This window comes from Shewanella canadensis, assembly GCF_003966225.1.
Taxonomy (GTDB): domain Bacteria; phylum Pseudomonadota; class Gammaproteobacteria; order Enterobacterales; family Shewanellaceae; genus Shewanella; species Shewanella canadensis.
The window spans coordinates 326,114-340,236 of sequence record NZ_RXNU01000001.1 but is presented as its reverse complement, the minus strand read 5'-3'; the positions used below and the strand labels follow the sequence as shown (position 1 = coordinate 340,236).

Below are 14,123 nucleotides of genomic sequence, written 5' to 3'. Positions count from 1 at the left end.
TCTTTACAAGCTCCAATCGAGTCTTATTCCGTCGAAAGGTGGAGAGTAGGAAATGTAGTTAGCATACGGCTCCAGGTTGAATCCAGGAGCTGTATGATCTTATTATCGCTAAGGTGTGACGATATTGAACACACCTTTAGGCTTATCCAGTAAGGTGAGAAAACTCACCAGATCTAACTCACTTCCCTCAATATCCAACTCATCGGAAAACAACAGGTCCGATACTCCCGCACTGCCTATGATAAGTTCGACAAAGAGTTCGTGACTGATATTGAGCGTCGCATCGGCACTCAGGTTCTTTGGTGCCTTCCTGTGGTGCAGCACCGAATTTTTAAGCTCAAGCAGATAGTTCTCGCCCAGATCGGTAAAATTGATATTGAGCGTAAATCGCTCACCAAAGGCTTCGGGTCCTATGATTCTTGATGCCATCGATTGTAAAAAATTTTCCACCGGCGATCGCAGCAAGATCTGTTTCATCGAAGCCAGATCGATCCCTTTTTCGGGACTTCCATGGCGCAGCTCATAGGCCGCAGACAGATAAACGTCACGCCAGGGGGCCGATTCCGATTGGTAGCCCAGCTGATCATAGGTTTTCGCTAACAAGGCTTTCGCCGAGCGATTATCGATATCACTAAACACCAGATGGTTAAGCAGTTCTGCCGTCCAGCGATATTCTCCCTTATCGAAGGCGGAACCGGCATGTTTTAGCACGGCATCGCTGCCTCCCATCAACGCGATATATTTACCGGAAGATTGCTCATCGGGCAGTGGATTGAGGTTCACCGGGTTGGCGTCATACCAACCTAAATAGGCCTGATAGACGGCTTTGGCATTATGCCTGGCACTGCCATAATAGCCGCGACTGGCAAATGTGGTCGACAGTGATGGCGGCATCTGGATCTGCTCTGCTATCTCAGACGGGGTTAACCCCTTATTGAGCATACGAACCGATTGGTCATGAATATATTTATAGGTATCACGCTGCTTCTCTAAAAAGTCGGCGATAGCCTCTTGTCCCCAGATGGGCCAATGATGGCTACCAAAATAGACCTCGGCTCCTCTCTGGTTTGTTAGTGCCTCATCGATAGCATCGCTCCACTGCAGCGCATCCCGGACCTTGGCCCCTCTGAGCGTATAGAGGTTATGCATCGTCTTAGATACCAGCTCGGCACCACAATAGGCATTGAGCTCAGGCAGAGAGAAGGTAAACTCGGCCGGCGCCTCCGAACCGGAGACAATCTGAAACTCAAAGTTAATGCCATCGATCACTCTCGACTCATCCTTTTCTATCGTGATTGTCGGCGCCAAAATACCGAAAGTGCCAAATGCGGGTTCCTTACCAAGGCCCGAATCTATATGTCCACGAGCCCCCCTCGGAAGGCTTTTACCATACATGTACATGGCACGGCGACTCATAGCCGTTCCCGCCATCACGTTTTCACTGGTTGCCTCATGCATAAATCCCGCCGGTGCCAGGATATCTATGTTGCCCGTTTCAGCCTTATCAGGCTCTCCCAACAGACCTAAAGCACCGCCAAAATGATCCATATGGCTGTGGGTAAATAAGATGGCTGAGATGGGCCTGTTACCCAGTTGTTTATTCACAAAATCGAGGGCAACGCTCGCCGTTTCGGCCGTCGTCAGCGGGTCGACCACTATCCAACCACTCTTACCTTCGATGATAGTCATATTAGCCAGGTCGAAACCACGGATCTGATAGACCCCCTTGGTCACCTCGAATAATCCGTGAATATTATTGAGCTTGGCTTGTCGCCACAAACTTGGATTGACACTCACAGGTGCCCCGCCATCGATGAAGTCATAGGCGGGCATGTCCCAGATGGTATCCCCCTCGCCATTCTCGACTCTCAAGGCCGGGAGCTTAGCGATAAAACCACGGTTCGCATCGACAAAGTCCTGTTTATTATCGAAAGGGAGCTCACCTAATAACGCCGCATTAGCACTGCGTGTATAGGCCGTTGCTGGTGTAAAACCATCTTCATCGACAACATCGAGCCCAGGCCTGTCTTCAATATCTGTACCTGCGGGGTCTGGCTGGCAGCCCGTGAGCAATAAAACCATAATAAGGATATGAGGACTAACAGGCGCTAAACGAAGAAAATGATACATATGACTCTGCTCTGGAGATAACAATTAACCACAAGCTATTACATATCCATAACAGCAGGGTTATCATTTTACGCCAATCTAATCTCCACCATCGCTTGAAGGCTCATACATGGCACCTTGTAAATGCTGACAGAGAGGGAATCATTGGTGATTAGAGAGGTATCAAAGCGTTTAAGCAACTCCATTAACTTCACTGTCTATAAGTTTGCAGGTGAATGGGTCTGCAGACGATACAGACTCGGGCTTAGCCCATACCAGAGGTGAAATACGCGGGTGAAATTACTCAAGCTGGTATAGCCCAACTTATCTGCAATGTGAGTTATCGACAATTCACTATTAACCAAATAATAATGCGCTAACTCCTTACGCTTCTCCTGCAATATTGTCCTAAAATTTGTGCCCTCACACTTGAGATAACGACTCAGGGTTCGTTCACTCAAATTGTAGATCTGCGCCGCCTTAACCAGACAAGGTTCACCGTCAACCAGCATGGCATGTACCGCCTGGCTGGTTTTCTCGTGCCAGCTTAAAGCCTGCATCTTTTCCAGATATTGGCGGACCGCATGCTCGTTCTTCATGGCCAACTTAGGATCTGCCATCGTCGTCGCCTTCTCAAGCATGCTCCTGTCCATCCACAGACAGTTCACTTGCTGTTCGAATGAGACCGGGCAGTTGAAACAAGTTTGCCAGGGGCTTTCATCTTTCGGGGACTCCCGGATAAGCTCCACGGTTTTAATGAAATTCGAGTGCCCAATCATCAAGTCTCCGTGGTGCATCAAGGTAGCAAAAAATGCATCTATCGCCATCTCACTGATCTCGACCCCATTAAGTGGTGTGATGGTAAATCCTATCAGCTGCGGTGTTCTTTGCAGCTTTATACTTGCAGAGTTGCTCACCAGGGCATAGTAATCGGGAAGACGTTCGAATGCGCGCGCCAGCGTTTCAGAGGTCATCATCAACAACCCCAAAGATCTGAAGTGCATAGGGTATGCATAGCGGCCCACAGCAAGGCCGAATGCTGGCGATTGAGTCGCACTTTCAACCGCTTCCCAAAATAGGGTCATTTTTTCTATAGGGATACGAGAGTCCGGCGCTCTTTCGATCTCAGTTAATGATAAGCCAGCATCTTCAAACACACTTCCCGGATCGACACCCGACGCTCTCAACGCTCTGGCAACCGCTGATGCCCAAGCTGCGATAGTCGTGTATTTGGCTGTTACCTGCATAAGATTCATCCGCCGATTAAGATCCATAGCTATTAATGTTAGCAATTAATACAAGAGCGATCAGCTATAGCCCCAGAAAAGTCAAAACAGGCCTGCAATTGCTCGCAGTCGATAAACAACATCCCAGCGGATGCGAAAAATCATGGCTATGAAGTATTAGATATTAGCCAGCAAGGGGTCATGCTGCGTTATTTGATCAGACGATAATCATATATTTAAGATAATAAAAAACCATCAGTGATACACGTTCACTGATGGTTAATACCAATCGGTATCATTGTTCCGGTGATGAAACTAACCACTGATAACCTGCTGTCCATCCAACCTGAATATCTTATCCGCCAACCGCTCAGTCTGGGCGGGGCAATGTGACACCATCACCATGGTATATTGCTGTTTCAATGACTCCAATAACTGCTCTATCACCTCTGTATTTTCTGGATCGAGGGAAGCCGTAGGTTCGTCTAACAGTAGTATCTCAGGTTTAAGCGCTAAGGTTCTTGCCAGACATAGTCGTTGCTGCTGACCACCGGACAGTGAGGAGGCATCATTATTAAGCCTATCCTTAACCTCATCCCATAACTTCACCTGTACCAGCACTTTCTCACAGCGTGCCATGGCTCGGGTCGAATCTAACCCAGCGACAACCTTAAGTGGCAATAGCAGGTTATCAATAATGCTACCGGGTAAGAGATTGGGAATTTGAAATACCATGCCAACTTTTCGGCGCAGCAGAGGCAGATGCTTATGGGCAAGCAGATGGACATCGACCTCACCTTCGGACAATTTCAAACAAATACTGCCGCTCATCTCATGCTTATCGAAGCAATCGTTGAGTCGGTTTAATGCCCGCAACAGGGTTGTTTTTCCACAACCCGATGGGCCGGTCAGCATGTGCAACTGGCCCTTGAGTAACTGTAAGTTCACATCACAGAGGATCTTTGTATCGGCAAATTGAATACTGACGTTCTCAAGGTGACCGACGATATCATCTCGGGGATCTCCGGCAATATCTAACATATAGACTCCTTTTTAAGGCTCTTTGCAGATCCAAATATATTGCAGTTGCGACGTCTGACGATAGCAGCAAGCAGGGTAAAGATAATACTGGTCAAGGTAAGCAGGACTAACGCCGCGCCGAAAGCCATATTCAACTCTTGTTGTGATTGGTACTGGGCACTGTAATAAAAAATCGTGAATGGTAGCGCTTCGAATCGCTGCAGTAATCCACCGGGTAAGCCTGCATTTGCAACGGCGCCCGTTAACATGATCACGGCAGTATCTTCAGCCGCCCTGCCTATCGCCAGCATGAGTCCACTCATTATTCCTGAGCTGGCTTGCGGCAGTAGCAAACGATACGTGACTTGCCATTGGGTCATACCTAAGGCGGCCCCCGTCACCGACAACTGTTTTGGCAAGCTGCTCAGGGCATTTAGCGTCGCACAGGCAATATAGGGAAGAATAAGCAGGGCTAAACAGAACGACGCAAGCAGGAGGCTTGCATTAGCCTGAGGAAAGAAACTCCCCCGCAGAAGTAAAATCAGGCTAAAACCAAATAACCCCATAAGAATAGACGGGATCCCAGCCAGAATATCGACCGCCAAACCAAACACTTTCTGAGCGGGCTTGTCTGGCGCACTCGCAAGCCAAATACCACTTGCAATTCCCGGCACCGAAGCCAAAGAAACCGCACATAAGACAACAGTGAGAGTGCCTACACAGGCAGGCCATATGCCCTCCCATACAGGCTGTTGCCCCATCATGGCGGCCAGTGGCGCCGTATCACCGAAGAAGAGTTGCAGACTTAATGTCGGGGCTCCTTTCAGCAAGATGAAACCAATTAACATCAGCATAATACTAATAATAAAAAGTGCACAGAGCCTGCCCCAATAGCCTATCAAGCGACTCATTCTGGCTGCACCAGGCGATTTCGTCCCACCAGATAACGCGATAGCAGACAGATGCATGCACTACAGATTAACAGCAGCATTCCAGCCACAAACAAGGAGTTATAGGCTTCACTGCCTTGATCGGTCGCGATCACTAAGGCGATATGTGCTGTCAGGCTACGAATGGCATCGAAGACTCCAGAAGGCAGTTGCGTCGCATTTCCCGCTAACATCAAAGGGAGCATGGTATCCCCTATTGCCCGGTTAAATCCGAGTAACGCAGCGCCACAGATATTGACCCTGCAATGGGGCAAAATAACGTGCATATAGGTTTGCTCGGGGCTAAACCCCAACGCCTGGGCACCCAGCGCATATTGCTGCCATAACGGCGTAGTAATGTTATCCAGCATGACACAGATAACAGGCAAAATGAGCAATATCAACATGCAGACAGCGGCAAACAGACTGTAACCTGAACCTAGTTGCAAGCCGTTACGCAGAAGCGGTAGGAGTAGAAAAAGAGCCGCCAGACCATAAACTACGGTCGGTATCGCGGCCATAAATCTAAGCAAAGATCGCAACAGAGTAACCAGCCAACGCCGGCGCGATAACAGGCAGAAGCTATTGAGCCCCATGGCGATAACAAAGGCGACCGATGTAGAGAGAAAAGCCAGTGACAGGGTGCCGAAGACCATGGCCAAGATGCCAAAATGCCCCTGCTCCGGCTGCCATTTCAGGCTGAAAACAGAAGTTGTTTCAGTAAAAAAAACCGGTAGAGAAAACCAAATCAAGAAACAGAATACAGCAAACAGCAGCAAGCCGCTGCTGACTACTAAGGTCATCAGCAAGGCTTGCATCCAACTGTTTTGCTTAAGCGTAAGCTTATGGCTTTGCATCGAGTGCTTCAGTCAACAGGCCTCAGATTAATTCCAGAGAGTGTGGTTATGGCTTTGCGTCGATTGCAATATAACCCGATGCCTGGACGTGCTTCGCACCTTGCTTACTATAGATGTAATCGATGAAGGCCTGAGTCAGACCATCAGGTAGCCCCTTCGTATTCATATATAAACGGCGCACCACAGGATATTCTTCTGAAGCACAAGCCTCTTGAGTGGGCATAATATGGTTATAAGTTGGCGCTTTTACCATGTTATCGATGTAACCCACGCTAGAGTAACCGATAGCGCCCATATCTTGTGACACTGCGGTTTTCATCGCGCCATTTGATGGCACTATATTAGCGTTTGCAGCGAGTTGTGCGCCTTTTAGCAGTTTCTTAGTGAACACAGAACGGGTACCACTCGCTTCATCGCGACTAAAGAGGTGTATCAGTCTGTCTTGACCACCTAGCTCGCGCCAGTTAGTAATTTTTCCCTGATAAATATCGATAATTTGCTGCTGGCTTAGATCATCGACCGGGTTCTGTGGATGAATGATAACGGCGACACCATCGATAGCGAAGGCGAATGAATTCAGTCCTAAGTTCATCTCTTTATTCTTTAAGGCACGGCCGGTATTGCCGATATTCACCAGCCCTTTGGCCACCTGCTGAACACCGACGCCAGAACCGCCACCAGCGATGGTGATACGAATATCGGGGTTATGCCCCATAATCTGTCTTGCCGCCCTCTTCATCACTGGAATGTGCGCGGTGCCACCGGCGATGTTTAACTGACCACTCATCTTATCGAAAGCAGAAAGCTCATCGGCAATAAGTGGACTCGATATGAGCAAGGTAAAAATCGCCATTAAGCGAACAGAGCAGGTTTTAAACATCATAATAATTCCAAGCAGTTAAATGGATGCTGAATTAGCAGTGACAGAAGATCATTCGGTAAGGAGGGCAATTATTGCTATTAACGCCTTAGGAGCAAGGGGTTTATCTGTTTTTTGCCACCTGTGTCGGCAACTTTTCAGGGGAAATCGGCTATCAGGACAAATTGACCACTAAATTAGCAACAAATTGATAATAGGATGTCAGGCTGGGTCGTCGACATCGATGACAGAGTACTCTTCTCTTCAAGACTTACCTTCAAGACCTATCTTCAATGCGTAGGTTCAAAAATAACGCCCAAAAATTTTAATATCTGAATAGGTCAATTAATACCGACTTATAAGCTTACCTTAATAACCTTATTAGAAATACTAACCGTCAAAAAATACCTAATTACACTTTCCTGCTATATAATTAACGCTACAGACAGGCTTAATTATAATTATCGAACCAATCACATTGTGGCCTTCACTTTGAAGATAAAATACCCGATATATTAAGCCTTAATATTTAAAATATTAAATAAAGTGTCTCAACACTTTCTCTCAAGCTAGATGCTTTGCTTCAACAAAGAGTTAAGTAAATATAATTTTTCATCAATGGAGTCGATGTTCATGCCGCAAGGTGAAGATAAAATCATCAGGAATCTGGAAGTAAAAGGTAAAGAGGCGAAAGATGTTTATCAAATATCCTCAGGGGCAAGCAACCACTTCTCCACCAGCCAGACAGAGATCCAAGTTGGAATAAGTGATATCCACTTAGGCGCCAAGTTACAACTTGAAGCGATCGCCAGACGTGGGTGGGATGAATTAGAGAATATCACCGACAGAGAGCTGCGCACAAAGATGTCTAAACTTCGCCATTGGCGCAAGAGGTAGACGAGAGAGTATAGTCAGCCTCCCCAGAGTAAGAGCCTTATCACTAAGGCTCTGCACGCTTAATCATCCCCCCTTTTTTAATCACTTATATCGCAAGCACAGCCAAACTCAGACTGCATACCAGCAACACAAGAGCACTTAGGGCGACAATCCTGCGCAATGTTTTATCGAACTCCATTGAACCTCCCACACCCAAAATAACATGTTGATTAAGAGACTGAAATTGAGCATCAAGTACTTTGATCTAGCTAGTCTCACTTAACCAGAAAAGGATATATGGCGTCACTGAAGTGGGTCTTCAGTCCCATGTCGGTCTGTTCAATTAACATCACCGCCAATCCGAGTTCATTGGCAATCTGTATAGACTGTTCCACATTCAAGATCATCATGGCAGTCGCGAACCCATCGGCTACGGCGCATTGACGGTGAAGCACGGTCGCCGATACCAGGCTGTTTTCGGTCGGTATCCCGGTTGTCGGGTCGATGATGTGACTCAACTGCCTGTCACCGCTCTGGATATAATTCACATAGCTACCAGAAGTCGCCATCGACATATCTTTAAGAGTGATAAGTTGCTGTATCTTCAAGCTGAACTTCTGCGGCCTGGTCACGGCAACTTTCCAGTATCTTCCCCTGACACCGACTCCGCGCGTCCGCACCTCTCCCCCGACCTCAACCAGATAATTATTCACACCCGCGCCATCGAGCACCTTGGCGACGCGATCCACCCCATAACCCTTCGCCACCGCCGAAGGGTTGATCTCCAGCCCTCGAATCACTTTGGTCACGGTTCCCGAATCCAGAGTAAATCCATCCATGCCAGTTTTAGAGCGAGCCAACTCCAACTGACCACGGTCTTTATGTTGCAGATCTCTTGGCTTAGCACCAAAACCCCAGAACTCGATCACGGGCCCTAAGGTCACATCGAGCGCGCCATCGGTTTGCGCCGATACGCTCTTCGATATCTGCAGTACATCCCAAAGGCGTTCAGACACCGGAATAGGGTTTCGTGCATCATTTAAGTTAAATTCGGATATTTCGGAGTCCTCACGGTAAACCGACAGCGTGCTGTTTACCCTCTCCAACTCCTGCTCGACTAACGCTTTTATCTCCTGTTTCGTCGCAGGATTATCCTGCAGGCGCAACTGTACCGTGTAGGTGGTCCCCATCGTATTACCGGTTATCTGCTCGATATTGATATGCGCCGATGCCTGAGACATAAGCAAAAGAGACAAGAACCAGATCATCGTCAGGAGTTTCATGCTAAACCTCATCATTGATGAAAAAAATGCCGTTCACTGAAGTGAACGGCATATTCTCTTTAAGCTGATGCTACCGATTATTGTGCGGCGGCTTCTTTACCAGCGATACGGCCAAACACGGTAATATCTGTAATCGCATTACCACCCAGGCGGTTTGAACCATGAGTCATACCGGTAACTTCACCGGCCGCAAACAGACCGGCAATCACCTTACCTTGGGTATCTAATACACGGGTATGGGTATCTGTCATCAAGCCACCCATAGTGTGATGGACAGATGGCTTAGCTACCAGCATATAGAAAGGAGGCTTCATAATAGTCTTCAGTCCGCCACGATGATTAAACTCTTTATCATCACCCGCTTTAGCGAACTTATTGACACGTCCAACCTGTGCCATCAGCGCTTTTTCATCAACACCGAACTTATGAGCCAGCTCTTCGATTGAGTCAGCCTTAAACATCATGCCTTTACGGTTAAGCTCACCGAACTCATCTTTATGAACACCGACGACACCGGCAATATCTTCAATCTCGCCACCCCACAGCACATAAGCCTGCTGATCGGTTTGAGCCAGAATTGCACGGCTAATCACATCACGACGTTCCAGCTCTTCAACGAAACGATGGCCTTCCTTGTTGACAACGATCGCCCCGAAGAAGCGAGAATCGGCGATCAAAGAGATAACGCCAGTATCGATATGACAGATAGGGTAAGTCTGAATAGACTTCATGTTATGAGTTTTAGCATTAAGCTTCTCGGCCATCACGATACCGTCGCCCATGATCCCACGCGCATTAGTGGTACCATAACGATTATCCAGCTCAGGGGCATACTTAGTTCGCATCGCCACGTTAGCACCGAAACCGCCAGTTGCCATGATCACACCACGCTTGGCGTTATAGGTGATCTTCTGTCCATTCTTCTCGGCTTCAACACCGATCACGCGTCCACTCTGATCTTTAATCAGCGCCGTTGCAGTCGTGCGGGTATGAATAGGGATCTGCAGCTCATCAGTTTTTGCCATAAACTTACTGATCCACTCGGCGCCGGTATGGTTACGTGGGATCAGGGCACGCTTAACGCTGTGGCCACCAAATTGGAATAGCTGATCGTTGTAAAAATCGACCTTGATATAATCCCTTAGCCACTCTGCGGCTGGCAATGCTTGTTCGGCCAGGATCTGCACCATCTCAGGATCGCCCAGATAGTCGCCGCCCTTAAGGGTATCTTTAACAAACAGATCGATGCTATCTTCGATGCCCACCTTCTTCTGAACCCAGTTACCCGGCACGTTCATCTGGCCACCGGTGATCAAGCTGTTACCACCGACTGTCGGCATCTTCTCGATGATCACTACGTTAGCACCGGCATTTTTAGCCGTGATAGCGGCGCTGAAACCTGCACCGCCTGAACCTATAATAACCACGTCGAAGTTCTGTTCACTGGCAAGCAGCTCTTTCGAGTTATCATTGCTCTTAGCCAAACCTGCCACTAAGGTAACGCCCGCTGCGGCAAGAGAGCTCTCGACCGCCTCCTTAAATGCACCACTGGTGATCGTCGCGCCACTGATACCGTCGACCTCGGTACTGTTATTGGCAATCATCTCATCTTTCATCTCGGTAAATACCGACGCCGCCAATACCTTATTTTCATTCTGTTTCAGGATACTGATATCGACCAACTGGCCATTTTTAGTTTCGGTCTGAACCTGAATTTCTCCATGCTTACCGAATGCGGAACCTTCACTCTTGGTTAACTGGTCGCTCTCTTTAACTGAGCAGCCCATGACCAGCGCTACAATTGCACTGGCGATAATTGTTTTTTTAATCACTTTGTTATTCCTATTAGGTCAATCAGGTACTAGAAGGTAAAACCAACTGCTACGCCATATTCGATACCATCATTAGGTGCAGAGCCCCAGCTGTCGAAGTGAGTCAGATGCAACTTGGTGTAGAAGGAATCGGTCATGCTTGTCTTTAGGGTGGTGATGATCTGGTGGCCGTAACTGTCATAACCTAAGGTATTCATATGGTCTTCATCACGATCTATCTGCCCCTCATAGTTGACAGACAGGGAGTGCTTAAGCCCCATTGCCGAGAAGGGATAACGGGCGTTGATCACCGCGGCATAACCACTGATGCCGTCGAAGCTAGCGCCGGTTGGATCGAAATGGGCTGCAGAGTAGTTCAAGCCAACACCGGCATTGATAAAGAGAGCGCCATACTTACGGTTGGTGGTCACACCCAGATATAGGTTGTCTTCCATTACTGTACGGTTAGAGACCAGGAAGTTCTGCCCCCAAAAGTTGTAACTTGTATCTGCAATCTGCTTATCGACGATAAGCAGTGACTTAACGGTCAGCTTGCCATCTTTACCGTGTTGAGCATCTTTCACCTCCCCCGGATTTTCAAGCTTCACATAAGCCAGTAGTGTGCCCCAGTCGGCTTTATTGAAATGTGTCAATTTAACAAAAGGTTGGTCATATGCCCCGCCGTTATCAGACTTAGTATCCGAGGTGTATGCCTTATATCCTAAGTCGACCGAGGTTGCAGACATTGCAGGCGCCATCACTAAGGCGGCCAATGCTGTGACAAGTTGCTTTTTCATTAAATTATTCCTTAATTTCAAGATTCCCAGATAGGATAGTGAAATATTAAATATTCTTTGTGAGCCAGCTCCTGTAATAATTCCAGTTCATATAAAGTGTGTGGATTAGAGAAGTAAAACAGATATAAAACAAAAATAACAAAGAGCCCTCCCTAATTATTAATGTGAAAATTACGTCAAAATAAAAATGCACTAATCTAGCTTTGTGAAAATCATGTCAAAATAATCAAGAGCAGAACAAGATAATATAAAAACACAATCAAACAGATCTAAACCAATTAATAACCACTTCCTTAATAAGTTATAAAAATTATTAACAGCACTAAACAAGGTTACTTTACAGAGGGCTAGATAGAGTGATTACAGGTAATAGTTAAACAGTGGAATGTGTTAAGCCTCCCGCCTACATTCAATACCCCCTGGCGACGAACGATTTGTCGTAACCAGGGCTGCTCTTTCGTATTTTATAGGGGGTTAAGAGGGCCGTATGATGAGCGTAGCCCTGAAGGAGTTATGGTCGTTACTTGTTGAATAGTGCCAATTAAGCTGTTTTGCCAACCTTTCGACTAACATCAAGCCCAGACCAAAACCGCTGGAGTTATGCTGGGACAGCGGGTTGACGATATCGATTCGATTACCTGCCTGCTCAATGGAGATACCTTTAGCGCCATGCTCTAAGCTGTTACGCACTAAGTTGTTCAACACGATAGTCAGCGGCTCCTTGAGCACAAACAGCTCGGTTTCATCACACTTGAGTTCGACCGGTACGTCACTCCCCTGAGCGTGCTTCTGATCATAGATGATGCTTTCAAGTAGAGATTCCAGTTTCACAATACTGCAATTCATAGGGCTGCAATCTGAGCTCATCAGCCAAAGCAGTGTCTCGGTGATCGATTTCATCTGAGTCGTTGCCTGACTGGCATGTAGGGTTGGTCCCGTCAGCTTTCCCTGCTGCAGGGTCAGAATATCGAATGAGGACTGACATATGGCGATAGGTGTTCTGAGCTCATGGCTGGCGAACCGCAGGAAAGAGAGTTCACGCTGCTGGGCCTCCTTGAGCTGTTTAATCGAGCTATCCAGGGCATCGACGATCGACTGAAGCTCTGCATAGCACTGTTTAGGGAAACGAAGCTGTTGCATCTTCTGCCAGTCGTGTTGCTTTATCGCACGGCTGATCTCATGCACCGGCGAAATCACCCGGCTCTGTAGATACCAAGCCAGAATGGCGTTCACAGTAAATGTCATGATGACTAAGAGTAAGATGGCTGCCATGTTTTTCGGCGCAAATTCGAGATCGTGAGTCGCGTTGTAATGCAGCCACACATAGCTCTCTTGACCATCTTGCCCCTGATGCAACATCAGGGCATCGATAAACTGGCCGTCGGTATGCAGGTGTTTAACATTTTGTGGTTTATCGGGAGCAACGCCTCCGTTGATCGCCCTCACCCGATCCGGCACCGACTCCCAACTGGAAAATACCGTGATATTGTCTGTTTGAAATGTATTATTTCTCGGGCTGGTATAGAGCGCTGCCGCTTGGGCCGCATTGCTCATAGTAATGTCATGCATGCTGAACATGCCGGTACACATCATGCAGAGTGGGATGAAACTATTGATGATCAAGGTTATTGCCAAAAAACATAAACCATAGACCTGATAGACACGCTTTAAACTGAGCTTAGGCTTCATCTGTATCTGCCTTTAAACATAAGCCTACCCCTCGAATTGTGTGGATAAGCTTCTGCTCGAATGGCTTATCGACAATTTTGCGCAGCAGATGAATGTGGCTACGCAGGCTATCGCTATCGGGCAAACTATCGGGCCATAGCAATCGCTCAATCTCTTCCCGCTCAACTATTTCAGGGCTCCTGCGGGCCAATAGAGTAAGGATCTGCCATCCCGTGCGAGATAATGTCAATAACTGTCCCTGCCTGTGAGCATGATGCCCGGCAAAATCTAATTCAAGCTCCCCGATTGAGAGTAACTTGGGGGACGGACGCCGCTGAGAGACTACTCTGAGACGTGCAACTAACTCAGCCATGGCAAAAGGCTTAACCAGATAGTCATCGGCACCAACCTCAAACCCCGACAGTCTGTCCTGCAGGGTGCTCCGCGCCGTCAGCATGATGATAGGTGAAATAATGCGTTGCTCTTTCCACTTTTTACATGCGGTAATTCCGTCGCCATCGGGCAAGTTCAGATCGAGTATTATCGCATCGAAGGTACGGCCGAATATGGCCTGCTCGGCCTGAGCGAGTGTCTCAGCATAATCACACTCGATCTCGTTTAGATCCAGATAATGAATAATATTCTTGGCCAACAGGCGATTATCTTCGACAAGGAGAACTAACATGCG

At 47.6% G+C, this 14,123-nt stretch carries 12 protein-coding genes; 1 reads left to right on the top strand and 11 read right to left on the bottom strand.

What is annotated here, in order from left to right; all coding sequences use genetic code 11:
• Positions 1-108: 108 nt before the first annotated feature.
• The 6 genes from EKG38_RS01440 to EKG38_RS01410 all read right to left on the bottom strand — a co-directional run bounded on the left by EKG38_RS01440 (position 109) and on the right by EKG38_RS01410 (position 7,024).
• Positions 109-2,130: an alkyl/aryl-sulfatase gene (locus EKG38_RS01440; protein ID WP_126517998.1), complete on the bottom strand. Its 2,022-nt coding sequence runs from the start codon at positions 2,128-2,130 to the stop codon at positions 109-111.
• Between the two features lie 197 nt (positions 2,131-2,327).
• Positions 2,328-3,356, bottom strand: coding sequence for an AraC family transcriptional regulator (locus EKG38_RS01435; protein ID WP_246033049.1), 1,029 nt, complete (start codon positions 3,354-3,356; stop codon positions 2,328-2,330).
• A 294-nt stretch (positions 3,357-3,650) separates the two neighbouring features.
• Entirely contained in the window at positions 3,651-4,376 is a 726-nt protein-coding gene (locus EKG38_RS01425) for a phosphate ABC transporter ATP-binding protein (RefSeq protein WP_126517994.1), read from the bottom strand.
• Positions 4,370-5,266, bottom strand: a complete 897-nt coding sequence (locus tag EKG38_RS01420) for a PstA family ABC transporter permease (protein ID WP_126517992.1) — start codon at positions 5,264-5,266, stop codon at positions 4,370-4,372. Before EKG38_RS01420 ends, EKG38_RS01425 begins: the two co-directional genes overlap by 7 nt.
• On the bottom strand, positions 5,263-6,141 hold the full coding sequence (locus EKG38_RS01415; RefSeq protein WP_126517990.1) for a PstC family ABC transporter permease: 879 nt from the start codon (positions 6,139-6,141) through the stop codon (positions 5,263-5,265). Before EKG38_RS01415 ends, EKG38_RS01420 begins: the two co-directional genes overlap by 4 nt.
• Before the next feature lie 46 nt (positions 6,142-6,187).
• Positions 6,188-7,024 carry a phosphate ABC transporter substrate-binding protein gene (locus tag EKG38_RS01410; RefSeq protein ID WP_126517988.1) on the bottom strand — a complete coding sequence of 279 codons (837 nt, stop codon included), beginning with the start codon at positions 7,022-7,024 and terminating at the stop codon, positions 6,188-6,190.
• 609 nt (positions 7,025-7,633) lie between these two features.
• On the opposite strand from EKG38_RS01410, the gene EKG38_RS01405 reads away from it, so the two are divergent.
• Complete coding sequence (locus EKG38_RS01405) at positions 7,634-7,897, top strand: hypothetical protein (RefSeq protein ID WP_246033048.1); 264 nt, start codon at positions 7,634-7,636, stop codon at positions 7,895-7,897.
• Positions 7,898-8,151: 254 nt separating this feature from the next.
• Here EKG38_RS01405 and EKG38_RS01400 read toward each other — a convergent pair whose 3' ends face one another.
• The 5 genes from EKG38_RS01400 to EKG38_RS01380 all read right to left on the bottom strand — a co-directional run bounded on the left by EKG38_RS01400 (position 8,152) and on the right by EKG38_RS01380 (position 14,120).
• Positions 8,152-9,159, bottom strand: coding sequence for an FAD:protein FMN transferase (locus tag EKG38_RS01400; RefSeq protein WP_126517984.1), 1,008 nt, complete (start codon positions 9,157-9,159; stop codon positions 8,152-8,154).
• Between the two features lie 77 nt (positions 9,160-9,236).
• Positions 9,237-10,991 carry a flavocytochrome c gene (locus tag EKG38_RS01395; protein WP_126517982.1) on the bottom strand — a complete coding sequence of 585 codons (1,755 nt, stop codon included), beginning with the start codon at positions 10,989-10,991 and terminating at the stop codon, positions 9,237-9,239.
• Positions 10,992-11,020: 29 nt separating this feature from the next.
• A complete protein-coding gene (locus EKG38_RS01390) occupies positions 11,021-11,767 on the bottom strand; it encodes an outer membrane protein OmpK (RefSeq protein WP_126517981.1) in 747 nt (248 codons plus the stop codon).
• Positions 11,768-12,241: 474 nt separating this feature from the next.
• Positions 12,242-13,456, bottom strand: coding sequence for a sensor histidine kinase (locus EKG38_RS01385; protein ID WP_126517979.1), 1,215 nt, complete (start codon positions 13,454-13,456; stop codon positions 12,242-12,244).
• Positions 13,446-14,120, bottom strand: a complete 675-nt coding sequence (locus tag EKG38_RS01380) for a response regulator transcription factor (RefSeq protein WP_126517977.1) — start codon at positions 14,118-14,120, stop codon at positions 13,446-13,448. Before EKG38_RS01380 ends, EKG38_RS01385 begins: the two co-directional genes overlap by 11 nt.
• Positions 14,121-14,123: the final 3 nt, after the last annotated feature.

Excerpts from the sequence above, each read along its gene's own strand:
- EKG38_RS01440 (WP_126517998.1), bottom strand. The coding sequence starts at position 2,130 with ATGTATCATTTTCTTCGTTTAGCGCCTGTTAGTCCTCATATCCTTATT.
- EKG38_RS01435 (WP_246033049.1), bottom strand. The coding sequence starts at position 3,356 with ATGCAGGTAACAGCCAAATACACGACTATCGCAGCTTGGGCATCAGCG.
- EKG38_RS01425 (WP_126517994.1), bottom strand. The coding sequence starts at position 4,376 with ATGTTAGATATTGCCGGAGATCCCCGAGATGATATCGTCGGTCACCTT.
- EKG38_RS01420 (WP_126517992.1), bottom strand. The coding sequence starts at position 5,266 with ATGAGTCGCTTGATAGGCTATTGGGGCAGGCTCTGTGCACTTTTTATT.
- EKG38_RS01415 (WP_126517990.1), bottom strand. The coding sequence starts at position 6,141 with ATGCAAAGCCATAAGCTTACGCTTAAGCAAAACAGTTGGATGCAAGCC.
- EKG38_RS01410 (WP_126517988.1), bottom strand. The coding sequence starts at position 7,024 with ATGATGTTTAAAACCTGCTCTGTTCGCTTAATGGCGATTTTTACCTTG.
- EKG38_RS01405 (WP_246033048.1), top strand. The coding sequence starts at position 7,634 with ATGCCGCAAGGTGAAGATAAAATCATCAGGAATCTGGAAGTAAAAGGT.
- EKG38_RS01400 (WP_126517984.1), bottom strand. The coding sequence starts at position 9,159 with ATGAAACTCCTGACGATGATCTGGTTCTTGTCTCTTTTGCTTATGTCT.
- EKG38_RS01390 (WP_126517981.1), bottom strand. The coding sequence starts at position 11,767 with ATGAAAAAGCAACTTGTCACAGCATTGGCCGCCTTAGTGATGGCGCCT.
- EKG38_RS01385 (WP_126517979.1), bottom strand. The coding sequence starts at position 13,456 with ATGAAGCCTAAGCTCAGTTTAAAGCGTGTCTATCAGGTCTATGGTTTA.
- EKG38_RS01380 (WP_126517977.1), bottom strand. The coding sequence starts at position 14,120 with ATGTTAGTTCTCCTTGTCGAAGATAATCGCCTGTTGGCCAAGAATATT.